The 24,149-nt window shown below is 46.0% G+C and carries 18 protein-coding genes; 6 read left to right on the forward strand and 12 right to left on the reverse strand.

Features of this window, described 5'->3' with window-relative positions; all coding sequences use genetic code 11:
• Positions 1-10: 10 nt before the first annotated feature.
• The 3 genes from AC1DCV_RS23325 to AC1DCV_RS23335 all read right to left on the reverse strand — a co-directional run bounded on the left by AC1DCV_RS23325 (position 11) and on the right by AC1DCV_RS23335 (position 4,034).
• A complete protein-coding gene (locus AC1DCV_RS23325; RefSeq protein WP_477025398.1) occupies positions 11-2,002 on the reverse strand; it encodes a TonB-dependent receptor plug domain-containing protein in 1,992 nt (663 codons plus the stop codon).
• Positions 2,003-2,065: 63 nt separating this feature from the next.
• Positions 2,066-3,388 carry a sensor histidine kinase gene (locus AC1DCV_RS23330; RefSeq protein WP_477025399.1) on the reverse strand — a complete coding sequence of 441 codons (1,323 nt, stop codon included), beginning with the start codon at positions 3,386-3,388 and terminating at the stop codon, positions 2,066-2,068.
• On the reverse strand, positions 3,363-4,034 hold the full coding sequence (locus tag AC1DCV_RS23335; RefSeq protein WP_477025400.1) for a response regulator transcription factor: 672 nt from the start codon (positions 4,032-4,034) through the stop codon (positions 3,363-3,365). Before AC1DCV_RS23335 ends, AC1DCV_RS23330 begins: the two co-directional genes overlap by 26 nt.
• 383 nt (positions 4,035-4,417) lie before the next feature.
• Here AC1DCV_RS23335 and AC1DCV_RS23340 point away from each other — a divergent pair, with 383 nt between their 5' ends.
• The gene (locus tag AC1DCV_RS23340; RefSeq protein WP_477025401.1) at positions 4,418-4,744 is read left to right on the forward strand and encodes a hypothetical protein; all 327 of its coding nucleotides are present in this window, start codon (positions 4,418-4,420) and stop codon (positions 4,742-4,744) included.
• A 110-nt stretch (positions 4,745-4,854) separates the two neighbouring features.
• Here AC1DCV_RS23340 and AC1DCV_RS23345 read toward each other — a convergent pair whose 3' ends face one another.
• Both AC1DCV_RS23345 and AC1DCV_RS23350 read right to left on the reverse strand, forming a co-directional pair.
• Entirely contained in the window at positions 4,855-6,120 is a 1,266-nt protein-coding gene (locus tag AC1DCV_RS23345) for a glycoside hydrolase family 99 protein (protein ID WP_477025402.1), read from the reverse strand.
• Positions 6,121-6,403: 283 nt separating this feature from the next.
• Positions 6,404-9,304: a ligand-binding sensor domain-containing protein gene (locus AC1DCV_RS23350; RefSeq protein WP_477025403.1), complete on the reverse strand. Its 2,901-nt coding sequence runs from the start codon at positions 9,302-9,304 to the stop codon at positions 6,404-6,406.
• A 246-nt stretch (positions 9,305-9,550) separates the two neighbouring features.
• Here AC1DCV_RS23350 and AC1DCV_RS23355 point away from each other — a divergent pair, with 246 nt between their 5' ends.
• From AC1DCV_RS23355 to AC1DCV_RS23370, 4 genes are all read left to right on the forward strand, one after another.
• Positions 9,551-11,317: a glycoside hydrolase family 9 protein gene (locus tag AC1DCV_RS23355; protein WP_477025404.1), complete on the forward strand. Its 1,767-nt coding sequence runs from the start codon at positions 9,551-9,553 to the stop codon at positions 11,315-11,317.
• Positions 11,318-11,347: 30 nt separating this feature from the next.
• A complete protein-coding gene (locus AC1DCV_RS23360) occupies positions 11,348-12,520 on the forward strand; it encodes a DUF5009 domain-containing protein (protein ID WP_477025405.1) in 1,173 nt (390 codons plus the stop codon).
• A 34-nt stretch (positions 12,521-12,554) separates the two neighbouring features.
• Positions 12,555-14,429 (forward strand): glycosyl hydrolase family 18 protein, encoded by a 1,875-nt coding sequence (locus AC1DCV_RS23365; protein ID WP_477025406.1) that lies wholly within the window; start codon positions 12,555-12,557, stop codon positions 14,427-14,429.
• Between the two features lie 176 nt (positions 14,430-14,605).
• Complete coding sequence (locus AC1DCV_RS23370; protein ID WP_477025407.1) at positions 14,606-15,370, forward strand: ThuA domain-containing protein; 765 nt, start codon at positions 14,606-14,608, stop codon at positions 15,368-15,370.
• 1 nt (position 15,371) lies between these two features.
• Here the strand turns inward: AC1DCV_RS23370 and AC1DCV_RS23375 are convergent, their stop codons facing one another.
• The 5 genes from AC1DCV_RS23375 to AC1DCV_RS23395 form a co-directional block, all read right to left on the reverse strand.
• Positions 15,372-16,493 carry a serine hydrolase domain-containing protein gene (locus AC1DCV_RS23375; protein WP_477025408.1) on the reverse strand — a complete coding sequence of 374 codons (1,122 nt, stop codon included), beginning with the start codon at positions 16,491-16,493 and terminating at the stop codon, positions 15,372-15,374.
• 4 nt (positions 16,494-16,497) lie between these two features.
• On the reverse strand, positions 16,498-17,295 hold the full coding sequence (locus AC1DCV_RS23380) for a PhzF family phenazine biosynthesis protein (protein WP_477025409.1): 798 nt from the start codon (positions 17,293-17,295) through the stop codon (positions 16,498-16,500).
• Between the two features lie 37 nt (positions 17,296-17,332).
• On the reverse strand, positions 17,333-18,565 hold the full coding sequence (locus AC1DCV_RS23385; protein WP_477025410.1) for an MFS transporter: 1,233 nt from the start codon (positions 18,563-18,565) through the stop codon (positions 17,333-17,335).
• Between the two features lie 102 nt (positions 18,566-18,667).
• Entirely contained in the window at positions 18,668-19,252 is a 585-nt protein-coding gene (locus AC1DCV_RS23390) for a TetR/AcrR family transcriptional regulator (protein WP_477025411.1), read from the reverse strand.
• A gap of 113 nt (positions 19,253-19,365) precedes the next feature.
• On the reverse strand, positions 19,366-19,578 hold the full coding sequence (locus tag AC1DCV_RS23395; protein ID WP_441574369.1) for a hypothetical protein: 213 nt from the start codon (positions 19,576-19,578) through the stop codon (positions 19,366-19,368).
• 97 nt (positions 19,579-19,675) lie between these two features.
• On the opposite strand from AC1DCV_RS23395, the gene AC1DCV_RS23400 reads away from it, so the two are divergent.
• Positions 19,676-20,584, forward strand: coding sequence for an ADP-ribosylglycohydrolase family protein (locus AC1DCV_RS23400; protein ID WP_477025412.1), 909 nt, complete (start codon positions 19,676-19,678; stop codon positions 20,582-20,584).
• 11 nt (positions 20,585-20,595) lie between these two features.
• Here the strand turns inward: AC1DCV_RS23400 and AC1DCV_RS23405 are convergent, their stop codons facing one another.
• Both AC1DCV_RS23405 and AC1DCV_RS23410 read right to left on the reverse strand, forming a co-directional pair.
• Positions 20,596-22,359, reverse strand: a complete 1,764-nt coding sequence (locus AC1DCV_RS23405; RefSeq protein ID WP_477025413.1) for an ABC transporter ATP-binding protein — start codon at positions 22,357-22,359, stop codon at positions 20,596-20,598.
• The gene (locus tag AC1DCV_RS23410; protein ID WP_477025414.1) at positions 22,343-24,085 is read right to left on the reverse strand and encodes an ABC transporter ATP-binding protein; all 1,743 of its coding nucleotides are present in this window, start codon (positions 24,083-24,085) and stop codon (positions 22,343-22,345) included. Before AC1DCV_RS23410 ends, AC1DCV_RS23405 begins: the two co-directional genes overlap by 17 nt.
• Positions 24,086-24,149 lie beyond the last annotated feature (64 nt).

Here is a 24,149-nt window from a genome sequence, read left to right on the forward strand (position 1 = left end):
TCAATATTATCTATAAATTAAATTTTACGGACATGTTGATAGTGCGTCCATCTATGGGCCCCCAGAGGGATGCGAAGTTGGGATGACTCACCGGGCCGGTAAACAATGGCGTATTTTTGCCTTGTCTGGCGTCAAAAATGTTTTCTCCGTTCAATACCAGCGTGATATGTTCACCAAACTGCCGGGAAATCATGGCCGCCCAGAACCAGTAATTGGGCGTTTTATGATTGGCTTCATCATACTGATTACCTATCCAGCTGTTTTCTATCCCAAAGCGCCATTTCCCTTCTATTTCATACGCCAGGGTACTGGCAAATTTGTCCTGCGGAGCAAAGGGAATATTGGTAGATCCGGTATTGTTATACCTGGAAACCGTATGGTTGTAACCCAGGTACAATTCCAGGTGATCCAGTTCAAAACGGAGGTAGGAGTCGGTACCCAGACTGTTTACCTGGTAAGGCATGTTCTGGAGCAGGAGCATGTTATTGTCGTTCTTACTTGCTACCGGCAGGATCGGATCTTTGATATGGGTATAGTACAGCGCCTGGTTGATAGTAACATCTACCTTGCCGAGAGAGGTATGGTAGTTGCCGTCAAAGTTAATGCCCTGGCTTCTTTCAGACTTAATACCTGCACTGAGCGGCAACAAGTTACGATAGCCAATGGTTTGCGTTTGCGCGGTAAATACGGCCGGTGATTTATAGCCGGTGCCTGCGCTGAGGCGGAGAGAAAGGCCTTCTGCCGGTTTGTATACAAAGGCCAGGCGGGGCAGTACATACCATCCGAATACGTTGTGGTAATCGGCGCGAATTCCGGCTTCCGCCAGGAACTGATCGGTAAAGTGATAGCCATCCTGCACAAAGGCGCCCATAGTATTGTAGGTGTAGTTACCAAGCAAGGTGCTATCGCCCTGAGCACGGCGGTAAATTTCACCGGTATTATTCAACCCTGCCACCCAATCGTGCCGCCCGCTTTTTTTATTATAAGAAGCTTCTGCATAAGTACTGGTTTGGTTACCCAGCAACGCAAAGGTGCCCTGATCATTTTGCAGATGGAAGAAACTTCCCACGCCTTTGATCGCCAGGGTGCCGCCGAGGAGGCTTTTGCGGGTAAATTGCAGGTCTACACTATGACGTTCGCTATTGTTGACTTCTGTGTATTGATGAATATTATCTGCGGAATGTTCCAGTACCTGCATATCACCGCCTTCACGCTTTTCGATGGTGCCGGTATAACCTGCTACCAGGGTACTCAGTGGATTGATGTACCAGAAGAAGCGGGGATGCAGCAGGTATTGCCGCAGCCGGGGAACATCACTGAAGCCATCTTTATTTACATCTACCGGATTTTGTGTAGTGACACCGGCAAACAATGTCAGCCCGGTTTTACCGAAGCGTTCTGAGTAGAAGGCATTTACATTCGTTTCTTTCAGCGTGCTGCGGTTGGCCAGTATGGTAAGTTCAGGTGAACTGCCGGGTGTTTTGGCTATGAAGTTGATAATGCCGGCAATAGCCCCACCGCCATAGAGTGTGGATACAGAGCCTTTTATGATCTCGATTTGTTTGAGGTCCAGCGGAGGAATGGCGAGTACACCAAAATTCCCGCTTAAACCTTCGTATACGGGTACGCCATCGCGGAGCAGCTGTGTGTATTTGCCATCCAGTCCCTGCATACGGATGGCGTTATTACCACTGACTGCCGAGGTATTTTGAATATGTATCACCGATAAGTCGCCTAAGATACTCGCGACATTACCGGGTTTAATCCCGCTTTCTTCCATCATATCTTCTTTGCCCAGTACTTCTACTTTCATGGGGAGGTCTGCAATACGGCTGTTATTGCGTGTAGAAGAAATAATGACTTCATTCAGGTCGGAAATTTTGCTGATCGTATCCTTAGCAGACGGTTTGGTAGTATCACTAACGGAAATGGGTACACGATTTTGAGCAGCCAGTTGAAAGCCCGTACTCAGTAAAATTATAGCCAGTAAAATGCGTTTCATATAACAACGTGTATGGTTTGTCGTACAAAGAAAGTAATAGAATCTGGAGCAAATCTGAATGTTTCAGACAGTTACAGTAAAAGTATGCTGGCCGTTTTCATAACCATACGTCAAATGCAGGTGGTAGGTATCTGCCATTTTTTTTACGATGGCAAGTCCCAGTCCGTTAGAATTCGTATAACCGTTGTTGTGTTTTTTAAAGCGCTGAAACAGCATTTCTGCGGGGATTTCCGGTAGCTGGCTGCTGTTGGTAATACTGAAGGCATTAGGTGTTAAACGAATATCAATGTTGCCTTTTGAATAGTTGTATTTGATGGCATTACCTAGCAGGTTACTCACCAGTATATCCGTGAGTGCAGGGTGTAGTGGCCATGGGGCGGTGTCTGTCATTTCCTGATGGATGTGGAGTTCTTTCTCTCTGATTAATTCTTCAAAAAGCAACAGGTATTTTTTTATGACAGTACAGAGGTCAGGTTGTTCGGTAACAGGGTATTGCTGATTCTCTATTTTCGCCAGCAGCAGCAGGTTGTGATTGAGTCTGGACAGGCGTTGCAGCTCATCATAGCTGATCAGAATTCCTTTCATTTGCGTTTCAGAAAGTGTATCGTCCTGTAATAATAATTCCAGTTTGCTTTGTGCGATGGCTAAGGGCGTTTGCATTTCGTGGGCGGCATCTTCCGTTAGTTCTTTGATGCTGGTATAATCCTGGTGAATGCGGGTGGTCATGTTACCAAGTGCGGTATTCAACTGGTTAAATTCGTGGATGGCGGTTTGGTCGAATACGGTGTTTTCCAGCTTATTCAGTTGCAGGCGTTGTATCTGATCGAGGGAGCGGTAAAATGGTTTCCACACGCTTTTGCTGATCAGCCAATTGGAAATCAGCACAAACAGCAGCAGACCTGTGAAAGCGGAGAGCATTACATATGCCACATTTCGGATCAGGTCATCTTTTTCAATAAGTGATTTACGCAGGGTGAATTGATAGTTTTTGTTATGCAAACTGATCACCTGTGTGAGTTGCCGGAAAGGTGCATAAGTATTTTCCGGTTCCTGGTAGATGCTGACGCCGTTTAGCCTATGCTTTTTTTGTGCGGCTTTTTCGGTAGGCTGTAAATTGAATTCCGGTGTGCTGATGCTGAATATGGGATTGTTCACGCTGGCTGTGTCCAGGTAACGCATCCACTGTAGTTTATCGTTCACCAGTTCTTCATCTGTTTCATGTTTAATTTCTTTGTTGAATTTAGCATACAGGAAGAACGCACCTGCTGCAAAAACAGGTAACATGATAAGCAGAAAATAAACCGTTGTTTTAGTCAGCAGCTTCATGATAGCAGTGTGTATATTTATATTTGCCAGCGGGTTAACCAAAGCGGTAACCGGTGCCATAAACTGTTTTGATGTAATCTTCTCCGCCGGCTTCCAGCATCTTTTTGCGGAGATTTTTTATGTGCGTGTAAATGAAATCATAAGATCCTGCCTGATCGTATTCATCTCCCCACAGATGTCCTGCCAGTGCTGATTTGGTGACTACCCTGTGTTGGTTGGCAATGAAGTATAACAGCAACTGATATTCTTTACCAGTGAGGGTGATAGATTTATTGTGTACCAGTACTGTTTTGGATGCTGGTTTTATGACAATTTCATTAAAAGTGATGGTGGTGTTGCCGTCAAAATTTTTACGACGTAAAATAGCATTTACGCGGGCATTGAGTTCTGATAAATGGAATGGCTTGGTCAGATAGTCATCTGCACCGAGTTCCAGGCCACTGAGTTTATCTTCCAGTGAATCTTTTGCAGAGATGATGATGATACCTGCTCTGGATTCCAGCATTTTTAATTCTTTCACTATATCGAGGCCATTTCCCAGTGGAAGACCTATATCTGCCACAATACAGTCGTAGTCAAATTCATTGACTTTATCTATTGCCTGTTTAAAATCTGCTGCCAGTTCACAGATATAGCCCTGATGTTCAAGATATTCCTGTATACTGTTTCTGAGCGCGGGTTCGTCTTCTATAATCAGCACTTTCATGGGCTAAAAATAGGGATAATTCCTAAAGGAATTCTGTAGTAGCGGGATTCAGAACTTTTTGTCGCTAAAATAGGCTGTGGTAAAAGGTTTCAGAAATCATTGTTAGGTGTCCGTATTAAAGGAGTGTGTTTGAGCTGTTTTTACCCCGGAGAAAGCAAAGGGTTGTTATTTATTTAATGTAAATAAAGTATGTATATGAGTATACGAGGTAAGACGGCGCCTGCCGTTGCTAAAAGGTTTTTCTTACGGAAATTAAAACTATGCATGCCCCAATATCGTAGATACAATACCGATATCAAATCACTCATGCAGGCATTATTATGAATTCGTATTTTAAAATGATTGCAGATAGGTTTACGCTAAAAAATTTGCCTGAAAAGGCAATGTCAGACGGGCGCATAGCAGATGATGATACGAGGGAATTGATTGCATTGATGGATAATATTCCCAATGCTAAATCTGTCGCCGCTATTTATCAGCAAATGATAAGATCTGGCAGACTGGATCAACGTTTCAGAACCGGCGATCCCGGTCGGGGATGGCTGGAAGTGGAACAGATGATCCTGAGCAGAGATCAACGGCGGAAAGGAAACCGACGCAAAATTATCTGGATGCTGATTGTATTTTCACTTGTAGGTATTGCCTCTTATTTTGGTGGCGTATACCTGTTAACCAAAGGTAAGTACCTGGCAGTGCAGGCGTTAAAATAAGCGTTGATTGTACCCTTATAACTGTATCTAACATGCACCGCGTAAAAAAGGCCGATTAAAATAGTATTTTAATCAGCCATTTTGTCTACCTATCTATTCTACTCATCTGTTTATTTTCTTTCCGGCATTTTCACACTAACCGGTATTTCATTGCGCAGCATTTTAGCTGCTTCCCCGGTTAGCCATAAATAATGATCTGATGGTTTACCATCTAAATTGATAAACGGCGTGGTGCTGCACACTGGTGGCTGGTCAGACGCCTTAAAGATGGCCGTAGCTTCATTTACTTCATCAAACATGGCTACATAAAGCATACTGGCACCCGCAGTGAGTGCGGTCGTAATTTGCTGCCAGTAAAAACGTCCGCCTTGTCTTGGAATAGAACCAGATGGTTTTACATCATCAGGAAATTCATAGCGGCTCAGATTATGCCAGCTGAATCCTGGATATACGCAAGGCACATATTCCAGCTTGTTGGCGCGACACCAGGCCAGATCCTCTATCAGGTTATCACGGAAGCGGTCCATATCATTGTGGAGTAGCGGAGAATAACGCTGTACGTTCCATGGCAGCACTATATCCGCTTGTTTAATGAGGGTATGCAGATAAGGATCTGGTAGGCAATCGGCATTGAGTGTACGCCACGCGGTGGGCACACCCAGCATCACGGCACAACCGCCGTATACCGGATCATTTTTCAGAAAGTCGATCAATCTGTCCAACCCGATATTGCGGAGATTATATGGACGGTCCGGAAAACCGATCCCCCATATTGCTACCACTGGTTTACCATTTTCCTGTAAATAAGTTTTGGCACCCGGCTGATTGGTCACTTTCAGCTGATCTACCAGGTATTTCCAGTCTTCAATAATGGCAGAGCAGTCTTCTCCTGAGGCTTTTAAGCCGGAGAGGTCGTACATCACTGCAATAGCTCTCTTATATTTTGATGCAGCAGCAAATGCGTTTTTCAGGATCACGCCGGAAATGCTGTCGCGGTGTTTGGCGTTGTTAAAAAAGCGCTGCATGAAAACACCGTCCACGTTGTATTGCTGCATCCATTTAAAATGAAGGTCTACAGTGCTTTTGTCATAGGAGCTGAAGAAACGCGCGGGTTGTCCGTTGGCCAGTTTAAAAGGTGTGGCATATGTTTTTTCATATTCGCTTACATCGGGCCACATATCAATGCCGCTGCGGGTTTCATCGCCATAGGAATACCGTTTGGCGCCGGAGCCATCACCGGAAGCACGAAACCAGCCCTGATAGCCAGCCATAATGAGTCCGTGGTAAGTAGGATACTGGGATTCCCTGCTGTGTTTCAATTGCGCCAGGGAAGGCATCGCCAGCAGGAGGAGTAAAGCTGTCAAAATACGCTTCATATCTATACTGTTTGTTATTAACGGTGGAATAATGAAAGGTGCAGCGCATGGCATTTATAGTTTTTGTGTATCAGCGGGCATCCTGGTGTTAAAAAGAGGAGAACCCGGCTTTCCCGGCTTCTCCCAAGGTTTTGCATTCACCTTAATTGTTTTTTCCGGCTATGAGGCCGGAATATGTTGCAAGTAAAGCGGGAAGGACTAATGAAAGCGTTAACAAAGCATTAATTGGCCCTGTTAATGTCCTATTAACGACATTAATTTCACCTTATGTGCGCTGGAAGCCTTATGCAGTAACGCTTATCAGGAAATCAAAAAGATTGACGGTTGTTTCCAGTTGTAGTTTTTTACGGAGACGATAACGACTGATCTCTACTCCTTTTACGGAAATATTCATCAGTTGTGCAATTTCTTTAGAGCTTAAATTCAATTTGAGGTAGGCACACAGTTTCAGATCTGTGGCACTTAAAATGGGATATTTCTTTTTTATGATATGGAGAAAGTTATGATGTATTTCATCGAAGTGCGCGGCAAATTGTTCCCAGTCGTTGTCACCTTTTTCTGCATCTTCCAGCAACCGGAGGATGGGCTTAAATTCGCTGGCAGCATTTGACAGGCCTGTTTTTTTCAGGAGCAGGGACAGTTCTTCCCGGATGCGGGATACCAGCTTACCACGGTTTACCATGTGCATGGTAATGGTGGCCAGCTCTTTATTCTTCAGATTGACTTCAGAGGTCAGTTTATCATTCTGCAGCGCAATGATTTCTTTTTCATTTTTATATAGTTCCAGCTGGTGGAGGTAATTTAATTGTTTCTGTGCGGCATCATGTTGCTGTTGCAGATGGCGTACCCGTTTTTTATGTTGCTCGAGTAACCCGAAAATCAGCCCCAGCGCAAGAAGTACATAGGCAGCATATGCCCATCCGGTTTGATACCAGGCCGGCATCACTTCAAACGTGTAACTGACGGCATCTGAGATGTTACCTGTACTGTTGCGTGCCCTCACCGAAAAAGTATAGGTGCCATACGAGAGATTGGTATAATCTTTTTCTGTGCGGGGTGACCAATCGGACCAATCCCGATCGAAGCCGTTGAGTTTGCAGCTGAATTCAACGTTGTCTTTTTGTGGATATACGTTAGCGGTATATTCAAAGTGAAAAGAGTTCCATTGCTTGGGCAGACGTGCGATGTTTTCCGCGGCTGTGCTGGTATAGCCTCCGAAAATCAGGCTGTCTTTCGGCGACAAGGCGGTAACACTGCTCAGGAGCACATTGAGATGTGTGCTGGCATTCATGTACTGCAGGTAGTTGATATGATAAATGCCTTTGCTGGAGCAGATGAAAATATTTTCTTTATCGTAAGGATAAATATAACCGGGGCTGGCTGGCGCCTGCGCAGGAAGCGTCGGAAACCAGATCAGCGAAAAATAACTGCTGTCTGCCGGATGGTTGAAGTCCACTACACCGATCAGTTGATTACTGACAAACCAGATATTGCCTTCTTTATCTTCTGTCAGAAAGCGGACCGGCATATCTTTAAAAAAAGGTTTGAAATAGGCCGATGGTGCCATTTTGTGAGTGGCGGCATTGTATTCATACACGCCTTTTTCGGTGGCAATAGCGATTCTGTTCTTTACATGATAAACATAGTTGTTGGTGCCGGCAGGTAGTCCGTCTTTTTGTGTCAGGATAGTTTTATGTATCACCTTTTTTTTATCTGGCGATAGTTCCATGCGGAAGACGCCACGATAAGGATGGGAGCCCCAGATGACGTTATTATCCGTTGCCAGGAAACGCATGGATTCATACAGGCTGTCAATTTTTACGATATCATCTGATAGTATGCCGTTGGTGTAAGGGAGCAATAACAAACCTGTATATGTGCCCGCGATAACGGATGGCTGATAACCAGCCACTTGTTCCAGTGGTAAAAAAGACCAGGTACCTTTATCTGCCAGCGGAGTGGCCTGGCCATCACTGATCCGGAAGGCGCCATCCTGGTGCGCCATTAACAACTGTTTATTTACTTCCTGCAAGCCCCATACCTGGCCTTTGGTATGTGCTACTTCTGTGAAAGTGCCGCTGTTGGCGCTGAGATCTTTTTCTTCCGGATTTAACGGGAGCGTAAATAAGCCATTGGAGGTACCTACGTACAGCTGATGATTGAAAACGGTGATGGCACTGCCGGATACCCCGTTGTTTTTATCGGGATAGATATGCCGGAGGGAAGTGCTGTAGTTAACGAGATCGATGCCATTTTCCAGTCCCAGCCAGAGGTTGTGGTCTCTATCAGGAGAAAGACAAAAGATATTATTGTTTTGGAGTCCTTCGCTGCGGGAAAAACGCTGGAAGAGACGTCCTTTCTCATCCAGGATAAACAGGCCATTGCCAATAGTGCCAATGACGTATTGGTTATCTGCTATTTTCCAGGCGCAGTTGATCCGGTCGTTTTGCAAAATGGGATCGATACTGGTTTTATGTGGCAGGAGAGTATTATTACAGAGCAGAAATAAACCATTATTAAGAGAAGCTACCAGCAAGGTATCGCCTTTGTAGGCGGTGATATCTTTAATACGCAGGCTGGTAGTGGGTATGTTATTGCAGGCAGGCTCCCATTTACCATTTTTTAATGTCAGCAGGCCCAGGGTGCGGTCGGTGGTATATAACTGATGGTTGGCCCAGGTCATCATGAGCCAACCACCGGGCGCATCGAAGAAGGTGATTTTGTTTTGTTTCAGTTCGAAAATGCTTTCTATAGTCCGGAAATAAACCACATCACCGGCGATAATGATATCCCAGATGTCTGCAAACTGGTGATCTATCGGTGGGATGAGGTGTTTCAGGGAATGGTATTCCAGTGTACCATTAGCTGCCGGGAAGAAGTAACCAATTTCATCGTGTCCGCCTACGTAAATTTTTCCCGTGGGATCTACTGCCACAGATCTTACTTCCGCTTTATTAGGGAGCCGGTGTAGTTTCCAGTATCTGCCATTGAAGGTGAGCAGGCCATCGTTGTTGGCCATGTACAAAATGCCATTGCTGCCCTGTCGGATACATCTTATATCTGCACTTGCGTGAAAGTCCAGGCTGTTGTAATTAATGATGTCCGGCAGGCCGATCGTGTTTTGTGCTCCGGCAGGTATGGAAAGGCAAATGAAAAGTAAAAGGAATATMAGGACTCGATGCATAGACCAAAACAAAATAGGGTTTTTCTTCCGGAAATTTCTCATGTAGTGGTATTGTAGGGGTAATAAATATCCGGAATCAATTGATTATCAGTATTGGTAGAGGGAATGTTTAGGTGGAAAAATAGCAGGTGAAGGGATTAAGCCGGATATTTGTTTTCACAGGAATGGCACTGAGGTCCACCAATTTTTTCCTGATCCACGTTAAAAAGGTAACTGTAAAACCACTGTTTAAATTTAAGATCGCCTATGACTCGTTTGCTGGGGTATATCATTTTAGAAGTATTGTTTTCATGGCCGGCATTCTCTCAATCTGTTATTCATGTGAACCAGGTGGCTTATGATAGCCGTGGTCCGAAAACTGCCGTTGTAAGTAGTGACGTGCCGCTGCCGGTACCATTGCACTTTTCTGTGCAAAATACAGCAGATAATGAAGTCGTGTATATCGGTAAGACCGATAAAGCGGCACAGGTACCGGAATGGTTTGCCGGTAAATATTATTACCGGGCGGATTTTTCCTTCTTCCGGGCAGCGGGTAATTACCGTATAACCATTACCGTTAAAGAGGTTACTTATACTTCTGCTCCTTTTGAAATCGGGGATAATGTACTGGCATTAAAAGCGGTACCGGCCATCTTACACTTTTATAAAGGACAGCGGGCCAATACACCTGAAGAAGAAGATGCCGATAAAGGTGTGTTATTGTATGGCAGTGATAAGCGGGTAGATATCCGTGGAGGCTGGTGTGATGCTTCCGGAGACGTCAGCAAGTATTTTTCTCACCTGGCCTACGCCAATTTCATGTCACCGCAGCAAATCCCGCTGGTGACCTGGTCATTGATTAACCTGCGGGAAACCGCGCCGAAGTTGCTGTCTTCTTTACAACAAACAACAGCGGCAGAGCAGGAAGCCCTGTGGGGAGCGGATTATATGATGCGTGCCTTGTCCGACAGCAACTATTTCTACATGACGGTGTTCAGCTATTTTAATAAAGATGCACATACAAGGAGAATCGTTGGTTTGCTGGCCAACAGTGTCACCACGGCTGATTACCAGTGCGCCTTCCGGGAAGGCGGTGGGATGGGGATTGCAGCATTGGCGAGAATTGCCCGCTGGAAAAAGAACGGCGACTTTACCGCAGCTCAGTATCTCGATGGGGCTAAGAGAGCTTTTGCCCATTTGTTGATACATAATAAGGAGTATGATGATGACGGGAAAGAAAATATCATAGATGATTATTGTGCATTGATGGCGGCAACTGAACTATGGATTGCCACCGACAGTGCGCTTTACAGAAATGAAGCGCGGCAGCGCGCCGGTAATCTGACACGGCGTTTATCTCCCACAGGTTACTTTATAGCAGACGATGGCGACCGGCCTTTCTTCCATGCCTCCGATGCGGGGCTGCCAGTGATTGCACTGGTACGGTATCTTGATAAGGAAAAAGATAGCCGTTACCGTGATACGGCGTTAACCACCATTCGTAAAGCCCTGGATTACAACCTGGCGGTCACCGGCAGCGTGAGTAATCCTTATGGATATGCGCGGCAGCATTTTAAATACCACGGTACCGTAAAGGCTGGATTTTTTATACCGCATGAAAATGAAACCGGCTGGTGGTGGCAGGGAGAAAATGCGCGGCTGGGATCATTGGCAGCAGCGGCTATCAGCGGCGGGAGACTGGTATATCCGGCCAAAGGTAATTGGGGTGTACGTGCACCATTGGCGGATTATGCTGCTCATCAGTTGTCGTGGATCCTGGGTGAAAACCCTTATGATATGTGTTTCCTGTATGGTTATGGAAAAAACAATGTGCCCTATATGAAAGCATTATACGGGCATGGTACCGGTAAGGGCGGTGTTTCCAACGGGATCACCGGTCACAAGGGAAGTGGTGATGGTAGCGGTATTGATTTCAAAGAAGAAGACAATGGTAATGAGTGGCGATGGACGGAGCAATGGATTCCGCATTCCGCCTGGTTTCTGCAGGCTGTCACTGCAATGGCGAAAGAATAGAATTATATTGAGAGTACATAACCAAATCACATGTCAATCAAAACAAGCAGATTACTATCTATTGATGCATTTCGCGCCATTACCATGTTGCTGATGATTTTTGTGAATGATGTAAGTGGAGTCAGTAATATCCCGGCCTGGATAGAACATGTCCGGGGAGATGAAGACGGGATGGGCTTTGCAGACACGGTATTTCCTACCTTTCTCTTTATTGTGGGACTTTCTATTCCGTATGCCATTGGGTATCGCATACAAAAGCAGCAGTCGTTTTTGAAAATTGAAACGCATATCGTATTGAGATCGGTAGCGTTGATTGTAATGGGCTTCTTCCATGTCAACCTGGAAAGCTACAGCTCCGCAGCTGTGTTACCTTATGCGGTGTGGGAAATTATTATTACGCTCAGCTTTTTCCTGGTATGGCTGGATTATCCGGCAGCGATGTCTAAAACACTCAGGTATAGCCTGACTGCTGCGGGGATTGTGTTGCTGGCATCGATGGCCTGGCTCTATAAGGGTGGTGATGCGGAACATCCGCATGGCATGCAGCAGTCTTGGGGTGGTATCCTCGGTATTATAGGATGGGCTTACCTGGTAAGTGCTACAGTGTATTTGCTGATCCGGGGTCGCTTCGAATTGTTGCTGATAGCGCTGCTGGTATTCCTGGCTATTAACCTGGGCACGCATGGAGGCTGGTTTCCTTTCTGGCTGTGGATTATCGGCGATGCATCTTCTATTACGCTGATCCTGGGCGGTGCATTTATGTCTGCCTTGTACAGCAGGTTGCTCCAACGAGGACGCACCAACGCAGTATGGCCGGTTTTTGCGCTGATAGGTATAGGCGCCATTGTACTGGGATTCCTGGTACGGCCTTATACCGGTGGTATTTCAAAGATCGGATCTACGCCGGCCTGGGTATTGATTTGCGGAGGTATTGGTATCCTGGTGTTTGAGTTGCTGATTTTCCTGGTAGATGTGAAAGGTAAATTTCATTGGTTCAGGATCATCAAACCGGCGGGTACCAGCACGCTGACCTGCTACCTGATGCCTTATTTGTTGTACTCACTTTATTCGCTGGTAGGTTTTCATTATCCGCAATGGCTCAACAGTGGTATAGGCGGTATTTTCCGCTCTTTTGCGGTGGCCTTTGTACTGATCATTATAGTGGGATTCCTGGAGAAAAAGAAATTAAGATTAAAAATCTAGCATGCTACAAAAATATTCATTTCAACAAGAGGTTATGAAGTATTTGCATTCACCAAAGAAAGGAGGTATCTATTTTTTAATGCTACTACTCCCGGCTTTACTTAACGCTACTACACCTGCTCTGCGCGTATTTGAAAAAAACACGGCAGAGCAGGAGAAGCCGGTGATTATTGGTTATGTAGGTGGCTTCCGTGGCCTGGTAGACGTTGACAAAATTGCGGCCAATAAGCTGACGCATATCAATTACGCATTCGTAAATGTGCAGCATAACCGCGCGGTGTTAAGCAATGAGAAAACAGATACGATCAACCTGCGCAAGTTAAATCTGCTGAAAGAAAAGAATCGCGATTTAAAGATCCTGATTTCTATTGGGGGTTGGGCCTGGAGTGCTAATTTTTCAGATGCGGTGTTAACAGATACTGCCCGCCGGGCGTTTGCTGCCAGTGCAGTGGATATTATCCGGAGATATGCACTGGATGGGGTAGATATCGATTGGGAATATCCAGCCAGACCCGGTGAAACCGGCAACGTATATCGTCCGGAAGACAAGCAGAATTATACGCTGATGTTTGCTGCCTTGCGGGCGGAGTTGAATAAGCTGGAGAAAGAAACACATCAGAAGAAATTGCTGACAACGGCTGTTGGTGGCTTTGAGTCTTTCCTGGAAACTTCAGAGATGGGAAAAGCCCAGCAATACCTGGACTACATCAACCTGATGACCTATGATTTTTATTCAGATAAAAATGCTGGCCATCATACCAACCTGATGACCGCTGCCGGCAATCCTGCGGGGCATTCTGCTGATAAGGCAGTGAAAGCCTACGTAGCAGCAGGTGTACCGGTAAATAAACTGGTGATGGGAATCGCCTTTTACGGCCGGCGTTTTATATTGGCTGATAGCACCGGCACCGGGCTGGGTGGAAAGATTGTATCACAGTCTTTCGGTAAAGGCTATACGTTTACGAAAGATAGCCTGGTGAATAAAAATGGGTTCATTGCTTACCGCGATGAAAGTGCCCAGGCACCTTATCTTTTTAACCCAACCACACGAGAGTTTATCACCTACGATGATGAGCAGTCAGTGCAAAATAAGTGCGATTATGTGACGACGCATAAAATGGCAGGAGTGATGTTCTGGGAATATTCTTCTGACGAAAAGGAATATCTGCTGGACCAGATTAATACCTCGCTGCGCGGGAAGAAAGCGGTGGCTGGTAAGCCCGCCTTCACTGCGTTGGTGCTATATGAAAACGGTGGACATCACGTAGCATTTTCTAAAGCCGCCCGGGTATGGCTGGACCAACTCGCTGCGAAGAATCATTTTGAGGTCAACTATATTAATAACACAGACAGTATCAATGATGTTTATCTGAAAAATTACCAGTTGTTCATTCAACTGGATTACGCACCCTATGGCTGGAAGCCGGAGGCTGCAGCGGCTTTTGAGCGATACGTTTCTGAAGGCCGTGGTGGCTGGATAGGTTTTCACCACGCAACCTTGCTAGGGGAGTTTGATGGTTTCCCTATGTGGAACTGGTTTTACAACTTCATGGGAGGCATTCGTTTTACCAATTATATCCCTGACTTTGCCGATGGTAAAGTGACGATAGAAGATAAAAAGCATCCGGTAATGAAGGGCATTATATCTCCCTTTATTATTAAAAAAGAAGAATGGTATACCTACGATAAAAGCCCGCGGCCGCAGGTACATGTACTGGCCAGCGTAGATGAATCTTCCTATGTGCCCGCCTCTGACAAAAAGATGGGCGATCATCCGGTGGTATGGACTAACGAGCATGTAAAGGCAAAGAATATATACATTTTTATGGGGCATGGCCCCGCATTGCTGGATGATCCGGCTTATACACAACTGTTTCAGAATGCTATTTTCTGGGTCGCCGTTAAGTAGCCTGGGAATTACCCTGCAGTAGGTGTAGTGAAACTGCCCTGCACCAATTTTCGTATACGCGTTTACGTTTTTATTTGATGGGCATTGCCCCGGACTTCCTATTGCCCGTCATTGCCATTTGTTCCCACGTAGTATGTAAAAGATACCCGCTATTAATTAAACACAAATACACAATTATGATGAAGAAAAGCCCATTGTTATTATGCCTGTTGTTACATATCAGCTTCGCAGCAGCAGCTGTTAACAAGCCACCTGCCTTTAAAGTACTTGCCTTTTATAATCTCCATGTAGAGCCGGACCATGTTGATTTTGCAAATGATGCGCTGGTTTATTTCAAACGTTTGGCGGTGGAAAGAAATTTTCAGTTTGATACTACTACGGATTGGTCTAAAATGAATGCAGCAGTATTGAGTAAGTACCAGGTAGTGCTGTGGTTAAATTTCTTCCCCACCACACCGGAGCAGCGGGCTGCTTTCAGCACCTATATGGAACATGGCGGTGGATGGATTGGATTTCATGTGGCGGGCTACAACGATAAATATACGCAGTGGCCCTGGTTTGTAAACTTCCTGGGCGGAGCCGTTTTTGTAAATAACAACTGGCCGCCATTACCGGCAAAATTGCATGTGGATCCTACCAATCACCCGGTGACACGGCATTTACCCGCTGACTATCTTAGTCCTGCTAATGAGTGGTACCAATGGGATCCCAGCCCCCGGTTGAGTAAAGATGTAAAAGTATTGGTCACCCTAGATGTTGCGAATTATCCGCTGGGAAAAAAGAACCTGTTGACTTCCGGTGATATCCCGGTTGTATGGACCAATAAGAAATACAATATGCTGTATGTTAATATGGGACATGGCGATAAAATATTTACCGATTCCCTGCAGAATAAAATGTATGAAGATGCCCTGTTATGGGTGGGGCGTAAGAAAAAATAGATTATTTACCGGTGAATAAATCCACAGCAGGCCAGGGCGTATTGGGATCATTCACTGCTTCCCAGAGCAGTCCATCGAGGTCATTAAAAAAGCTGCTATCGGTGCGGGTGTTGCAAAGCATTACCCAGGTAAATCCATGATGAGAGCGAATGATTTCGCTGGCAGTGCCGGGGAGTGAACCGGAGTGCCACCAGTTGTGATAGGGATTCACGGCCCATCCCAGGGCATAGCCGGGATTAGCGGTGGAAGGAGTGCTCATAGCAGTGATCGCAGTATCTGTGAGTATATCTGCCGGAGTACGGAAACCATCTACGTGTACCAGCAGGCGGGCAAGATCAGTAGCGGAAGCAATCCAGCCACCATGTGCATCCATGCGGGTAATATTGTAAATGTAGGGTTGTTCGCCATGCTGTCCGTAGTACACTACTTCATTTGGTTTTCTTTGCGCTAAGGTGTTGCCACCTATCTGCATGGTGGTGATACCGCAGGGTTGTAGCACTGCTTTTTTTACGTAGGCATCATAAGGCATGCCGGATACTTTTTCGATGATCCTGCCGAGTATGCAGTAACCGAAATTGGAATAGGCGTATACAGAGCCGGGCGTATTTTCCAGTGGTTGATGGGTAATGGTCCATGAAATCAGTTCATCTTCCGACATAGCAGGGTGGCTGAACATAGGATCTGTGCCGTTGTTGGTCCAGCCACCGGCAGTATGTTGCAGCAGTTGACGGACGGTAATTTTCCGCAGCTTTTCCGGGTAGGGTGGTTGACCATAGATGGTATCGAGTACGCCTTTCTTCCCAAACACAGTCGCATCGAGCGACAGTTTTTTAGCATCCACTAATGTAAGTATAGCCGTAGCCGTTATACATTTCGAAACGCTGGCAATACGAAATAAACTATTGGTAGTTGCAGTGGTTTGTTGCAGCGTATCTGCGTAACCGTAGCCTTTCGCATATACCAGTTTACCATGGTGTGTAATGGCGATGGCCATGCCGGGAATATGATACTGCTTCATGAAAGTAGTGACAGTATTATCTACTACCGGTAAGCTTTGCGCAGTAGCAGTGCGGCTTTGGGCCATGCCGATGAGCAGGCAGAATGGTATAAGGAGTGATCTCATTTGTTTAAGGTACAAAAATATTTCCTTCGAGGTAAGTCTTGCAGTGGCCACCAATATATACGCGATCGCCGGCATCTACACAGTATAATTTTCCTCTTCTGGCAGATAGCTGTAACGCGACCATTTCCTTCTTGTCTAGTTGTGCGCTCCAGAAAGGTATGAGGGAGCAATGGGCGGATCCGGTTACCGGATCTTCAAAGATGCTGGCTTGTGGAGTAAAAAAGCGGGATACAAAATCCACTTCTTTTCCTTTGGCAGTGATGATAATGCCACCGGGGTCGAGGTTGATCTGGTCCAGTATGGCTTTGTCTGGCTGCAGGTTTCGGATAATTTCTTCGTCATGATACACGAGTATATAATCTCTTGCCTTGAGTACTTCCATAGGGTATACACCCATGCCTTTGAGTATTTCAGGTGGGAGAGAAGCCGTTGTCGCGGGTCTTGACGGAAAGTTGAGCGTGAGCAGGTCTTTATTTTTGCTCACAGCCAAGGGGCCGCTTTGTGTATGAAAGGTGAGCTGGTGCATGTCCCAGCCCAGGTGATTAAAGAGTACATGTGCTGTGGCGAGGGTCGCATGTCCGCAGAGATCCATTTCTATTTCGGGTGTAAACCACCTGAGTTCATAGTGGCCGGACTGTGCAGAGGGTATAAAGAATGCGGTTTCCGGCAGAAAGTTTTCAGCGGCTATTTTCTGCAGGATATCTGTTGGTAACCAGGCTTCCAGTTGGCAAACTGCGGCCGRGTTGCCGCGGAACAGTTCATCGGTGAAAGCATCTACCTGGTAAATGGGTATATGTGGCATGACGAAGATGATTTGCTGGACCCCAAAGTTATTGTTTTTAAGCGTGTTGATCTGCGTGTGTTTCATGAGTGTTGGTGGTGGGTTGTGTTGTATGCCTGTTGCTGCGGGGGAGGGTGATTGCCCAGAATATTAATCCCATGGCGCTGATGGCAGCACCGAGTATACATACACCTGTCCACCCCGCATGGGCATACGTAGTGGTGGCTGCAATGCTACCTATGCCGCTGCCAATGGAGTAGAAGAGCATATAGCCTGCTACGAGGCGGTTGCGTGATTCCGGGCGGATCTGGTAGATCATACTTTGATTGGTGACATGTACTGCCTGTATAGCCAGATCGAGGAGGATAATGCCAGCAATGAGTGCCCAGATGGATTGTGTGGTGAAACTAACGGGTATCCAGGAAAGGAGGAGCAGGGTGAGTGCTACGCCTGTGGTCCATTGTCCAAGGCCGCGATCGGCGAGATGTCCGGCTCTGGTGGCTCCCAGCGCGCCGGCTACGCCTATCAGACCAAACATGCCCACTACGGTATGCGTGAACTGATAGGGGGGAGCACTGAGGGGTAACACGAGGGAAGTCCATAGCACACTGAAGGCAGCGAAGATGAACATGGCGATCATGGCGCGGACCCGGAGGATGTGTTCTTCGAAGAAAAGCCGGAAAACGGAGGCCAGCAGTTGGGGATAGGAAGCGGCTACTTTATCGGGATCATTTTTGGGCAGCGCCCTGAATAGTGCGATGGCTGTGAGTAGCATCAGGACTGCGGAGAAGACATATACCGCTCTCCATCCGGCGAGATCAGCGAGAGTGCCGGAGATGGTGCGGGCGAGCAGAATGCCCAGTACCACTCCGCTGGTAACGAGTCCTACGATACGCCCACGTTCTGCAGGAGCCGCCAGCGTAGCAGCATAGGCCACCAGTGTTTGAGTGACAACGGCCAGTAATCCAACGGCGGCGATGCCGGCAAAGAAGGGAGGCTGGGCAGGCGCCCAGGCGACTAACAATAAGGCCACCACTGCGAGTAACAGTTGGGTAACGATCAGGCGGCGGCGGTTAAACAGGTCGCCTAAGGGCAGTAGTAATAGTAGTCCCAGGGCATAGCCTGTTTGCGTGATGGTGACAACAATACCTACTGCACCTGATCTGATATGGAGGTCTTGCCCCATGGTGTTGAGCAATGGTTGTGCATAGTATACATTAGCTACAGCGCATCCGCTGGCGGCGGCAAATAGCAGAGCGGTGGCTTTGGCGAGTGGTACGGTTTTTTCCATGAAAGGATTGTTTGTTTTGTACTAAATGGTACAAAATAATTAATGAAATTAGTTTGCTGTTTACATTGTTAGCAGAACAGATGAGCTGAACTTTATCAGGATCTATTCCAATATTTTCAATTGCGTTTCTATGATGGCAGCGAGGGATTCGTTATCCGGATAAATTCTCCGGGTAATACCTAGTCCGTTCCAGTTATTGAGTAATAAACGGGCTAGCAGTGGGGGTTCCAGCTTTGAGGTGAGTTTGCCTTGTTCTTTGCCACGCAGCAAGGCTTTCAGGAAAAGACCTTCCAGGTCCTGCAGGTGGTGCACTGCTTTTTTCATCAGCAGGATTTCGGTGTTAGATAATTCTGCGATGGCGTTGCCCATGATGCAGCCCCGCTGGTGTATTTTTTTGGGGCTCTCTGTAATCCTGCGGAAAAATTGCCGGATGTATTCAATAGAGTCTTCCGTTTCGTCCAGTTCTTTTTTAAACCGGGCAATGGCATTTTCGCTGTGTTGTGCCAGTGCTTTTTCAAAGAGTTCTTTTTTGCCTCCTTTAAATGCCAGGTAAAAGCTGCCTTTGCCGATGCCCATTTCCGCCAGGAGATCTTCCGTAGAAGTAGCTTCATACCCTTGCCGCCAGAAGAGATCGGCTGCTTTGCCAATCACTTCCTGATCATCGAATATTTTAGGTCTGCCTGACATGCTGTGGTTATTTTAGCCCAAAGGTATATTCTTTACCAGTTAGTACAAAATTTTTCCGGCAACAAAAAACCTGCGATCTGCGCAGGTTTTTGTTTGTGTTGGAAATAGATTGACTAGTGGTGCGGGGTTTGTGGGTGAAGTAGTTGAAACAACGCTTTTTGCAAATCATCATTATGAAGGTTGTTTAACTGCTCGGTTGCTATTTCGTAGTAGGCAGACTTTTTACCTAATACGCCGATAACAAACGTATGCCCGGCCTGCACCGGTTCAGCTGTTTGAGGATGCTTTTTTGATAGTGTTACCACTACATCTTTGAATTTTGACATGTGGTGAATATAATAAAAAAAAACGGGATTGGGGAGCTGTTCGGTGGAGAGGGTCCATGCCATGCACTATTCTCCTGATATATTACTATTTTACAGTATGGTTGCGAAATTAAGTAAGCGGGCGCGATTTGAAGGCTGTATTTTGGGTGGCGCTATTGGCGATGCGTGGGGTAGTTGTTTTGAAAACGTAGCCACCAAAAGTGATCAACGGACTTTTTACCTGGGCAAGATCGAGCCTCAGGCTCCGCGTTGGATGCTGACCGATGATACCTGGCTAACGCTTGCTACCTGTGAGGTATTATCGCAGGGAGGTGATGCGGACGCACTGGCAGCACAATTCCTGCAGTATTTTAAAACAAACAGAATGGCAGGTATCGGGGCCAGCACATTAAAAGCAATGAAGGATCTATCTGCGGGTATACATTGGCGTTATGCCGGGAGCAGTGGAGAATATAGTGCAGGAAATGGTGCTGCTATGAGAGTAGCGCCTTTTGCGTTTTGGAGTAGCCGTTCGCGAGAGGACATCAGAGAGGCCTGTCGGATAACACATAAAAATGAAGAAGCTTATACTGGTGCGCTGGCTGTAGTGTTGGCGATACGTGCTGCCATAGCTGGCACCTGGACCACTGAAACCACACTTTTTGATATCCTGATTCCGCAACTACCGGATACGCGTCTACGAGATAGAATGATGGATATTCAGAAGTTCGGAAGTGAGGTCGGAATAAAGGAAGTGGCTGTATTAGGTAATAATGGCTATGTAGTGAATTCTGTGCCGTTGGCCTTGTTTGCCGCTTCCAGGGTGGAGCATGTTGGTATGCAGCATATGTTTGAGGAGATCATTGCAGCTGGTGGAGATACGGATACAAACGCTTCCATAGCAGGGCAGGTAGCCGGTGCACTATCAGGACCAACAAAAATTCCGGCTGCATTGTTACAAAAGTTACAATCGCTGCCGGAATATGTATATATCAATCGGGTACTAACGGATAGTTACCCTACTTAATGGTTGTATCACTAACTTACTCTTACCCCATGCAATAATTTCTCCATCGCATTTTGAAGAGATCCAGCGCGGGTTACTTCTCCTGAATTAACGAAAAATATTTCATCTGCATTTTCAATGGTATTCAGTCGGTGTGCAATAATTACACGCGTAGTAGATGTCGGTAATTTCTCCAGTATTTCACCCAGCAATTGTTCCGTAACGGTATCAATATTTGCAGTGGCCTCATCGAGTATTAACAGGTCTGGTTTGCGGAGAACGGCCCGCATAAAGGCAATCAGCTGTTTCTGTCCCAGGCTCACTCCATCGCCACCGGATACTACTTTTGATTCCAGGCCTTCTTCGAAGATAGCCAGCAGTTTTTCCAGGTTGGCTTCTTTGATCACTTCTGTCAGCTGGTCATTGGTATAATCTTTATACAGTGGATTGCCGTATAATATATTTTCTTTTACCGTACCGGTAAACAGGAATGGTTCCTGTAAAATGAAACCAATTTTCTGAGAGCGCTCATCTGCATCATAGCCGCGGATATCTTTTCCATTCAACAGTACAGTGCCTTGCGTAGGATCGTATAAACGTGCAATGAGAGAAGCGGTGGTCGTTTTACCGCCACCGGTTGGTCCTACTAAAGCATAGGTTTTACCTTGTTCCAGGGAGAGACTGATATTGTGTAATATTTCTCTGCCTTCCGGGTAACCGAAATGTACATTTCTGAACTCCAGTAATGGTGCGTTGGATGTATTGGTAGTTACTGCAGGTACGGTGACCAGGTCTGTTTCCAGCGCCAGTATTTCAGAAATCCGGTCCCATCCTGCCATCGCCACCTGGAAGTTGGCCCAGAGTGTGGCGAGTTGTCTTAATGGATTATAAAAGTAGTTAGCATATGCGAGGTAACTCACCAATAAGCCTATACTGAATTCTCCTTGTGTAATCAGGTAAATACCACCAGTTAGTACCAGCAGTTGTGCGATACTGGCACACATGGCATAGAATGGGAGAAATACGTTATTAGCTAAACCAGCGCCAATAGCAGTTTCGTAATTCTTATCGTTGGCTTCGTTGAAGCGTTTTCTGAAATAGTCGCGGCGGTTAAAGGCAACGATTACTTTAAAGTTACTGAGGCTTTCCTGAATTTCTGCACTCATACCACCCACTGTTTTCAGGTTGGCAGCATTTTTTCTTTTGATCCAGGGTGATAATATCCTCGTGAAGATGAGGATGAGCAAAGCGGGTGCGAGCGCAGCGATGCCTATTTTGTAATTGATCACCAGCAAAAAGATACCGGAGMCAATCATCGTGACAATGTTACCCACAAACTGCATCAGTGATTGTGAAAAAAACTGGTTGAGTTTATCGGTGTCGTTGTTGACACGGGAAATAAGGTCTCCTGCTTTATTCTGATTAAAAAAGGCAACCGGTAGTTGTTGTATTTTACTGAAGATGGAATTACGGAGTGTGAACAGGGTACGTTGTCCTACACCTCCCATCAGTTTTGTTTGAAAGAAGCTGGTAAATAAGGCTACCAGGTACATACACAGTAATATACCGGAGAACACCAGTACGCCGTGATATTGTTTATGCTGCACATAATGATCGATCGTGTAACCAATTAAAAAAGGTCCCAGCAGGTTGAGCGTAGAGTTCAGCAGGATAGCTGACAACGCGATGATCAGATTTTTTTTCTCATGGGAAATCAGCTGCAGCAGATTTTTGAATGCAGCGTAGTTGGATGTTTTATGCTCCTTCCCGGTATATTTATTAAGATTGTAATTCATAGTTGCTGGTACTTTGTTGGGAATTAAAGATCTGGATGTACTCAGGACTGGAATTGATCAGTTCATCGTGTGTACCACTGGCAATAATTTCGCCCTGCATGAGCAGGATGATCTGGTCGTAATGTGTTACAGAAGAAATTTTCTGTGTCACCGACAGGAGCGTCATGCCAGGATATTCTGTCTGAACGTTGGCCAGTATTTTCTTTTCCGTATTGGTATCTACACGGGCGGTGAAATCATCCAGCAGCAGGATCTTTGGGTTGATGGCCAGTGCGCGTGCCAGCATGATGCGTTGTTTTTGTCCGCCGGAAAGACTGGAGCCTCTTTCTGACACGATGGTGTTCAGTTTTTCAGGCAACGCTTCTGTGAACTCTTTGAGTTCAGATGTGTATAATGCTTTTTCCAGGGATGCATCAGTGACACTGTCATTGAAGGCAATGTTTTCCCGGATGCTCATATTGAAAATGATGCTGTCCTGGAATACAAAGCCAATCTGGCTGTGAAAGGATTCGGAATTATAATCAGATACCGGACGGCCATCTATCAGCACGGTGCCGGAAGATGGTTTTATGAGGCCGGTAAGCAAATACAGCAACTGGGTTTTACCTGCAGCAGTAGGACCTATCACCGCTACTTTTGATCCGGCTTTTACGGAGAAGGAGATGTTTTTAAGCACTGGTTTCTGACCGTAGTTCACAGTGATATCCCTGAACTCAATGTCTCCCTTAACAGGAGTATTAATGGTACCACCGGGCATAATATCCGGCATATTGATGACGGCGCTGATCCTTTGGTAGGAAGCAGTGGCCTGGGCGATAATATTGCTCATAAAGCCGATCACCAGTATAGGAAAGATCAGTAGGGCGAGGTAGCTGTTGAACGCAGCGAAGTCGCCGAGACTCATGGTATCAGTGATAACGAAATGTCCGCCGAGTGCGAGGATTAAGAGTCCGGCTATGCCGGCAGAGAAAGTGATCACCGGGATCAGGCCTGCAAACATCCGTATGATAGAAAGGCCAAAGTTCATGGCTTTACCATTGGCATCGAGGAATTTTTCATATTCCAGTTGCTGGGAATTAATAACCCTGATGAGTGCTGCGCCGAGGATACTTTCGTTGATAACCTTATTGAGCCAGTCCATTACTTCCCTGCTTTTGATAAACAAAGCCCTTACTTTACGCAATACCAGGAAGAAGGTAATACCGATAACGGGGAGGGTGGCAATTACGGCCAGGGCAAGTTTCCAGTTGATGGTGAGCAGTAATATACTGGCACCAATAATAATGAACAGGGAAGATACCAGGGAAACGATCGCCTGGGATACAAATAATTTGATGGAATCCACATCTGCAATCAGGTTGGTCAGCAACCGGGAAGGGTTGGCCTGTTCTATCCAGGCATAACTCTGGCCGGATATTTTATCTGAAATTTGGGTGCGGAGGTTCCGGGCTACTTTTTCAGACACATATGTTTGTATGATATTCTGAAGATAAGTAAACACCAGGATGATGACGATAGCCACCAGGAATTTTATCAGTAACGGATTGAGCTGAAAGGTACCATGCTCATATGCATCGATGCCGTTTCCGATAATTTTGGGTAGCCATAAGTTGAGGCCATTGCTCAACAGCGTAAACAGTATCAGCAAAACAACCATTCCCATATATGGTTGCAGCAGACTGAATATGCCGGCTTCTTTCTTTTTAGTACCAGCTTCTTGTTTCATCTTACCAGATATGTTTTGCAGCTAAAAACAGGATTTCCATTTTGAAGACGAATACTTCCTGTAA

The organism is Chitinophaga sp. 10T418 (genome assembly GCF_056394125.1).

Excerpts from the sequence above, each read along its gene's own strand:
- AC1DCV_RS23325 (WP_477025398.1), bottom strand. The coding sequence starts at position 2,002 with ATGAAACGCATTTTACTGGCTATAATTTTACTGAGTACGGGCTTTCAA.
- AC1DCV_RS23330 (WP_477025399.1), bottom strand. The coding sequence starts at position 3,388 with ATGGCACCGGTTACCGCTTTGGTTAACCCGCTGGCAAATATAAATATA.
- AC1DCV_RS23335 (WP_477025400.1), bottom strand. The coding sequence starts at position 4,034 with ATGAAAGTGCTGATTATAGAAGACGAACCCGCGCTCAGAAACAGTATA.
- AC1DCV_RS23340 (WP_477025401.1), top strand. The coding sequence starts at position 4,418 with ATGTCAGACGGGCGCATAGCAGATGATGATACGAGGGAATTGATTGCA.
- AC1DCV_RS23345 (WP_477025402.1), bottom strand. The coding sequence starts at position 6,120 with ATGAAGCGTATTTTGACAGCTTTACTCCTCCTGCTGGCGATGCCTTCC.
- AC1DCV_RS23355 (WP_477025404.1), top strand. The coding sequence starts at position 9,551 with ATGACTCGTTTGCTGGGGTATATCATTTTAGAAGTATTGTTTTCATGG.
- AC1DCV_RS23360 (WP_477025405.1), top strand. The coding sequence starts at position 11,348 with ATGTCAATCAAAACAAGCAGATTACTATCTATTGATGCATTTCGCGCC.
- AC1DCV_RS23365 (WP_477025406.1), top strand. The coding sequence starts at position 12,555 with ATGAAGTATTTGCATTCACCAAAGAAAGGAGGTATCTATTTTTTAATG.
- AC1DCV_RS23370 (WP_477025407.1), top strand. The coding sequence starts at position 14,606 with ATGATGAAGAAAAGCCCATTGTTATTATGCCTGTTGTTACATATCAGC.
- AC1DCV_RS23375 (WP_477025408.1), bottom strand. The coding sequence starts at position 16,493 with ATGAGATCACTCCTTATACCATTCTGCCTGCTCATCGGCATGGCCCAA.
- AC1DCV_RS23385 (WP_477025410.1), bottom strand. The coding sequence starts at position 18,565 with ATGGAAAAAACCGTACCACTCGCCAAAGCCACCGCTCTGCTATTTGCC.
- AC1DCV_RS23390 (WP_477025411.1), bottom strand. The coding sequence starts at position 19,252 with ATGTCAGGCAGACCTAAAATATTCGATGATCAGGAAGTGATTGGCAAA.
- AC1DCV_RS23395 (WP_441574369.1), bottom strand. The coding sequence starts at position 19,578 with ATGTCAAAATTCAAAGATGTAGTGGTAACACTATCAAAAAAGCATCCT.
- AC1DCV_RS23400 (WP_477025412.1), top strand. The coding sequence starts at position 19,676 with ATGGTTGCGAAATTAAGTAAGCGGGCGCGATTTGAAGGCTGTATTTTG.
- AC1DCV_RS23410 (WP_477025414.1), bottom strand. The coding sequence starts at position 24,085 with ATGAAACAAGAAGCTGGTACTAAAAAGAAAGAAGCCGGCATATTCAGT.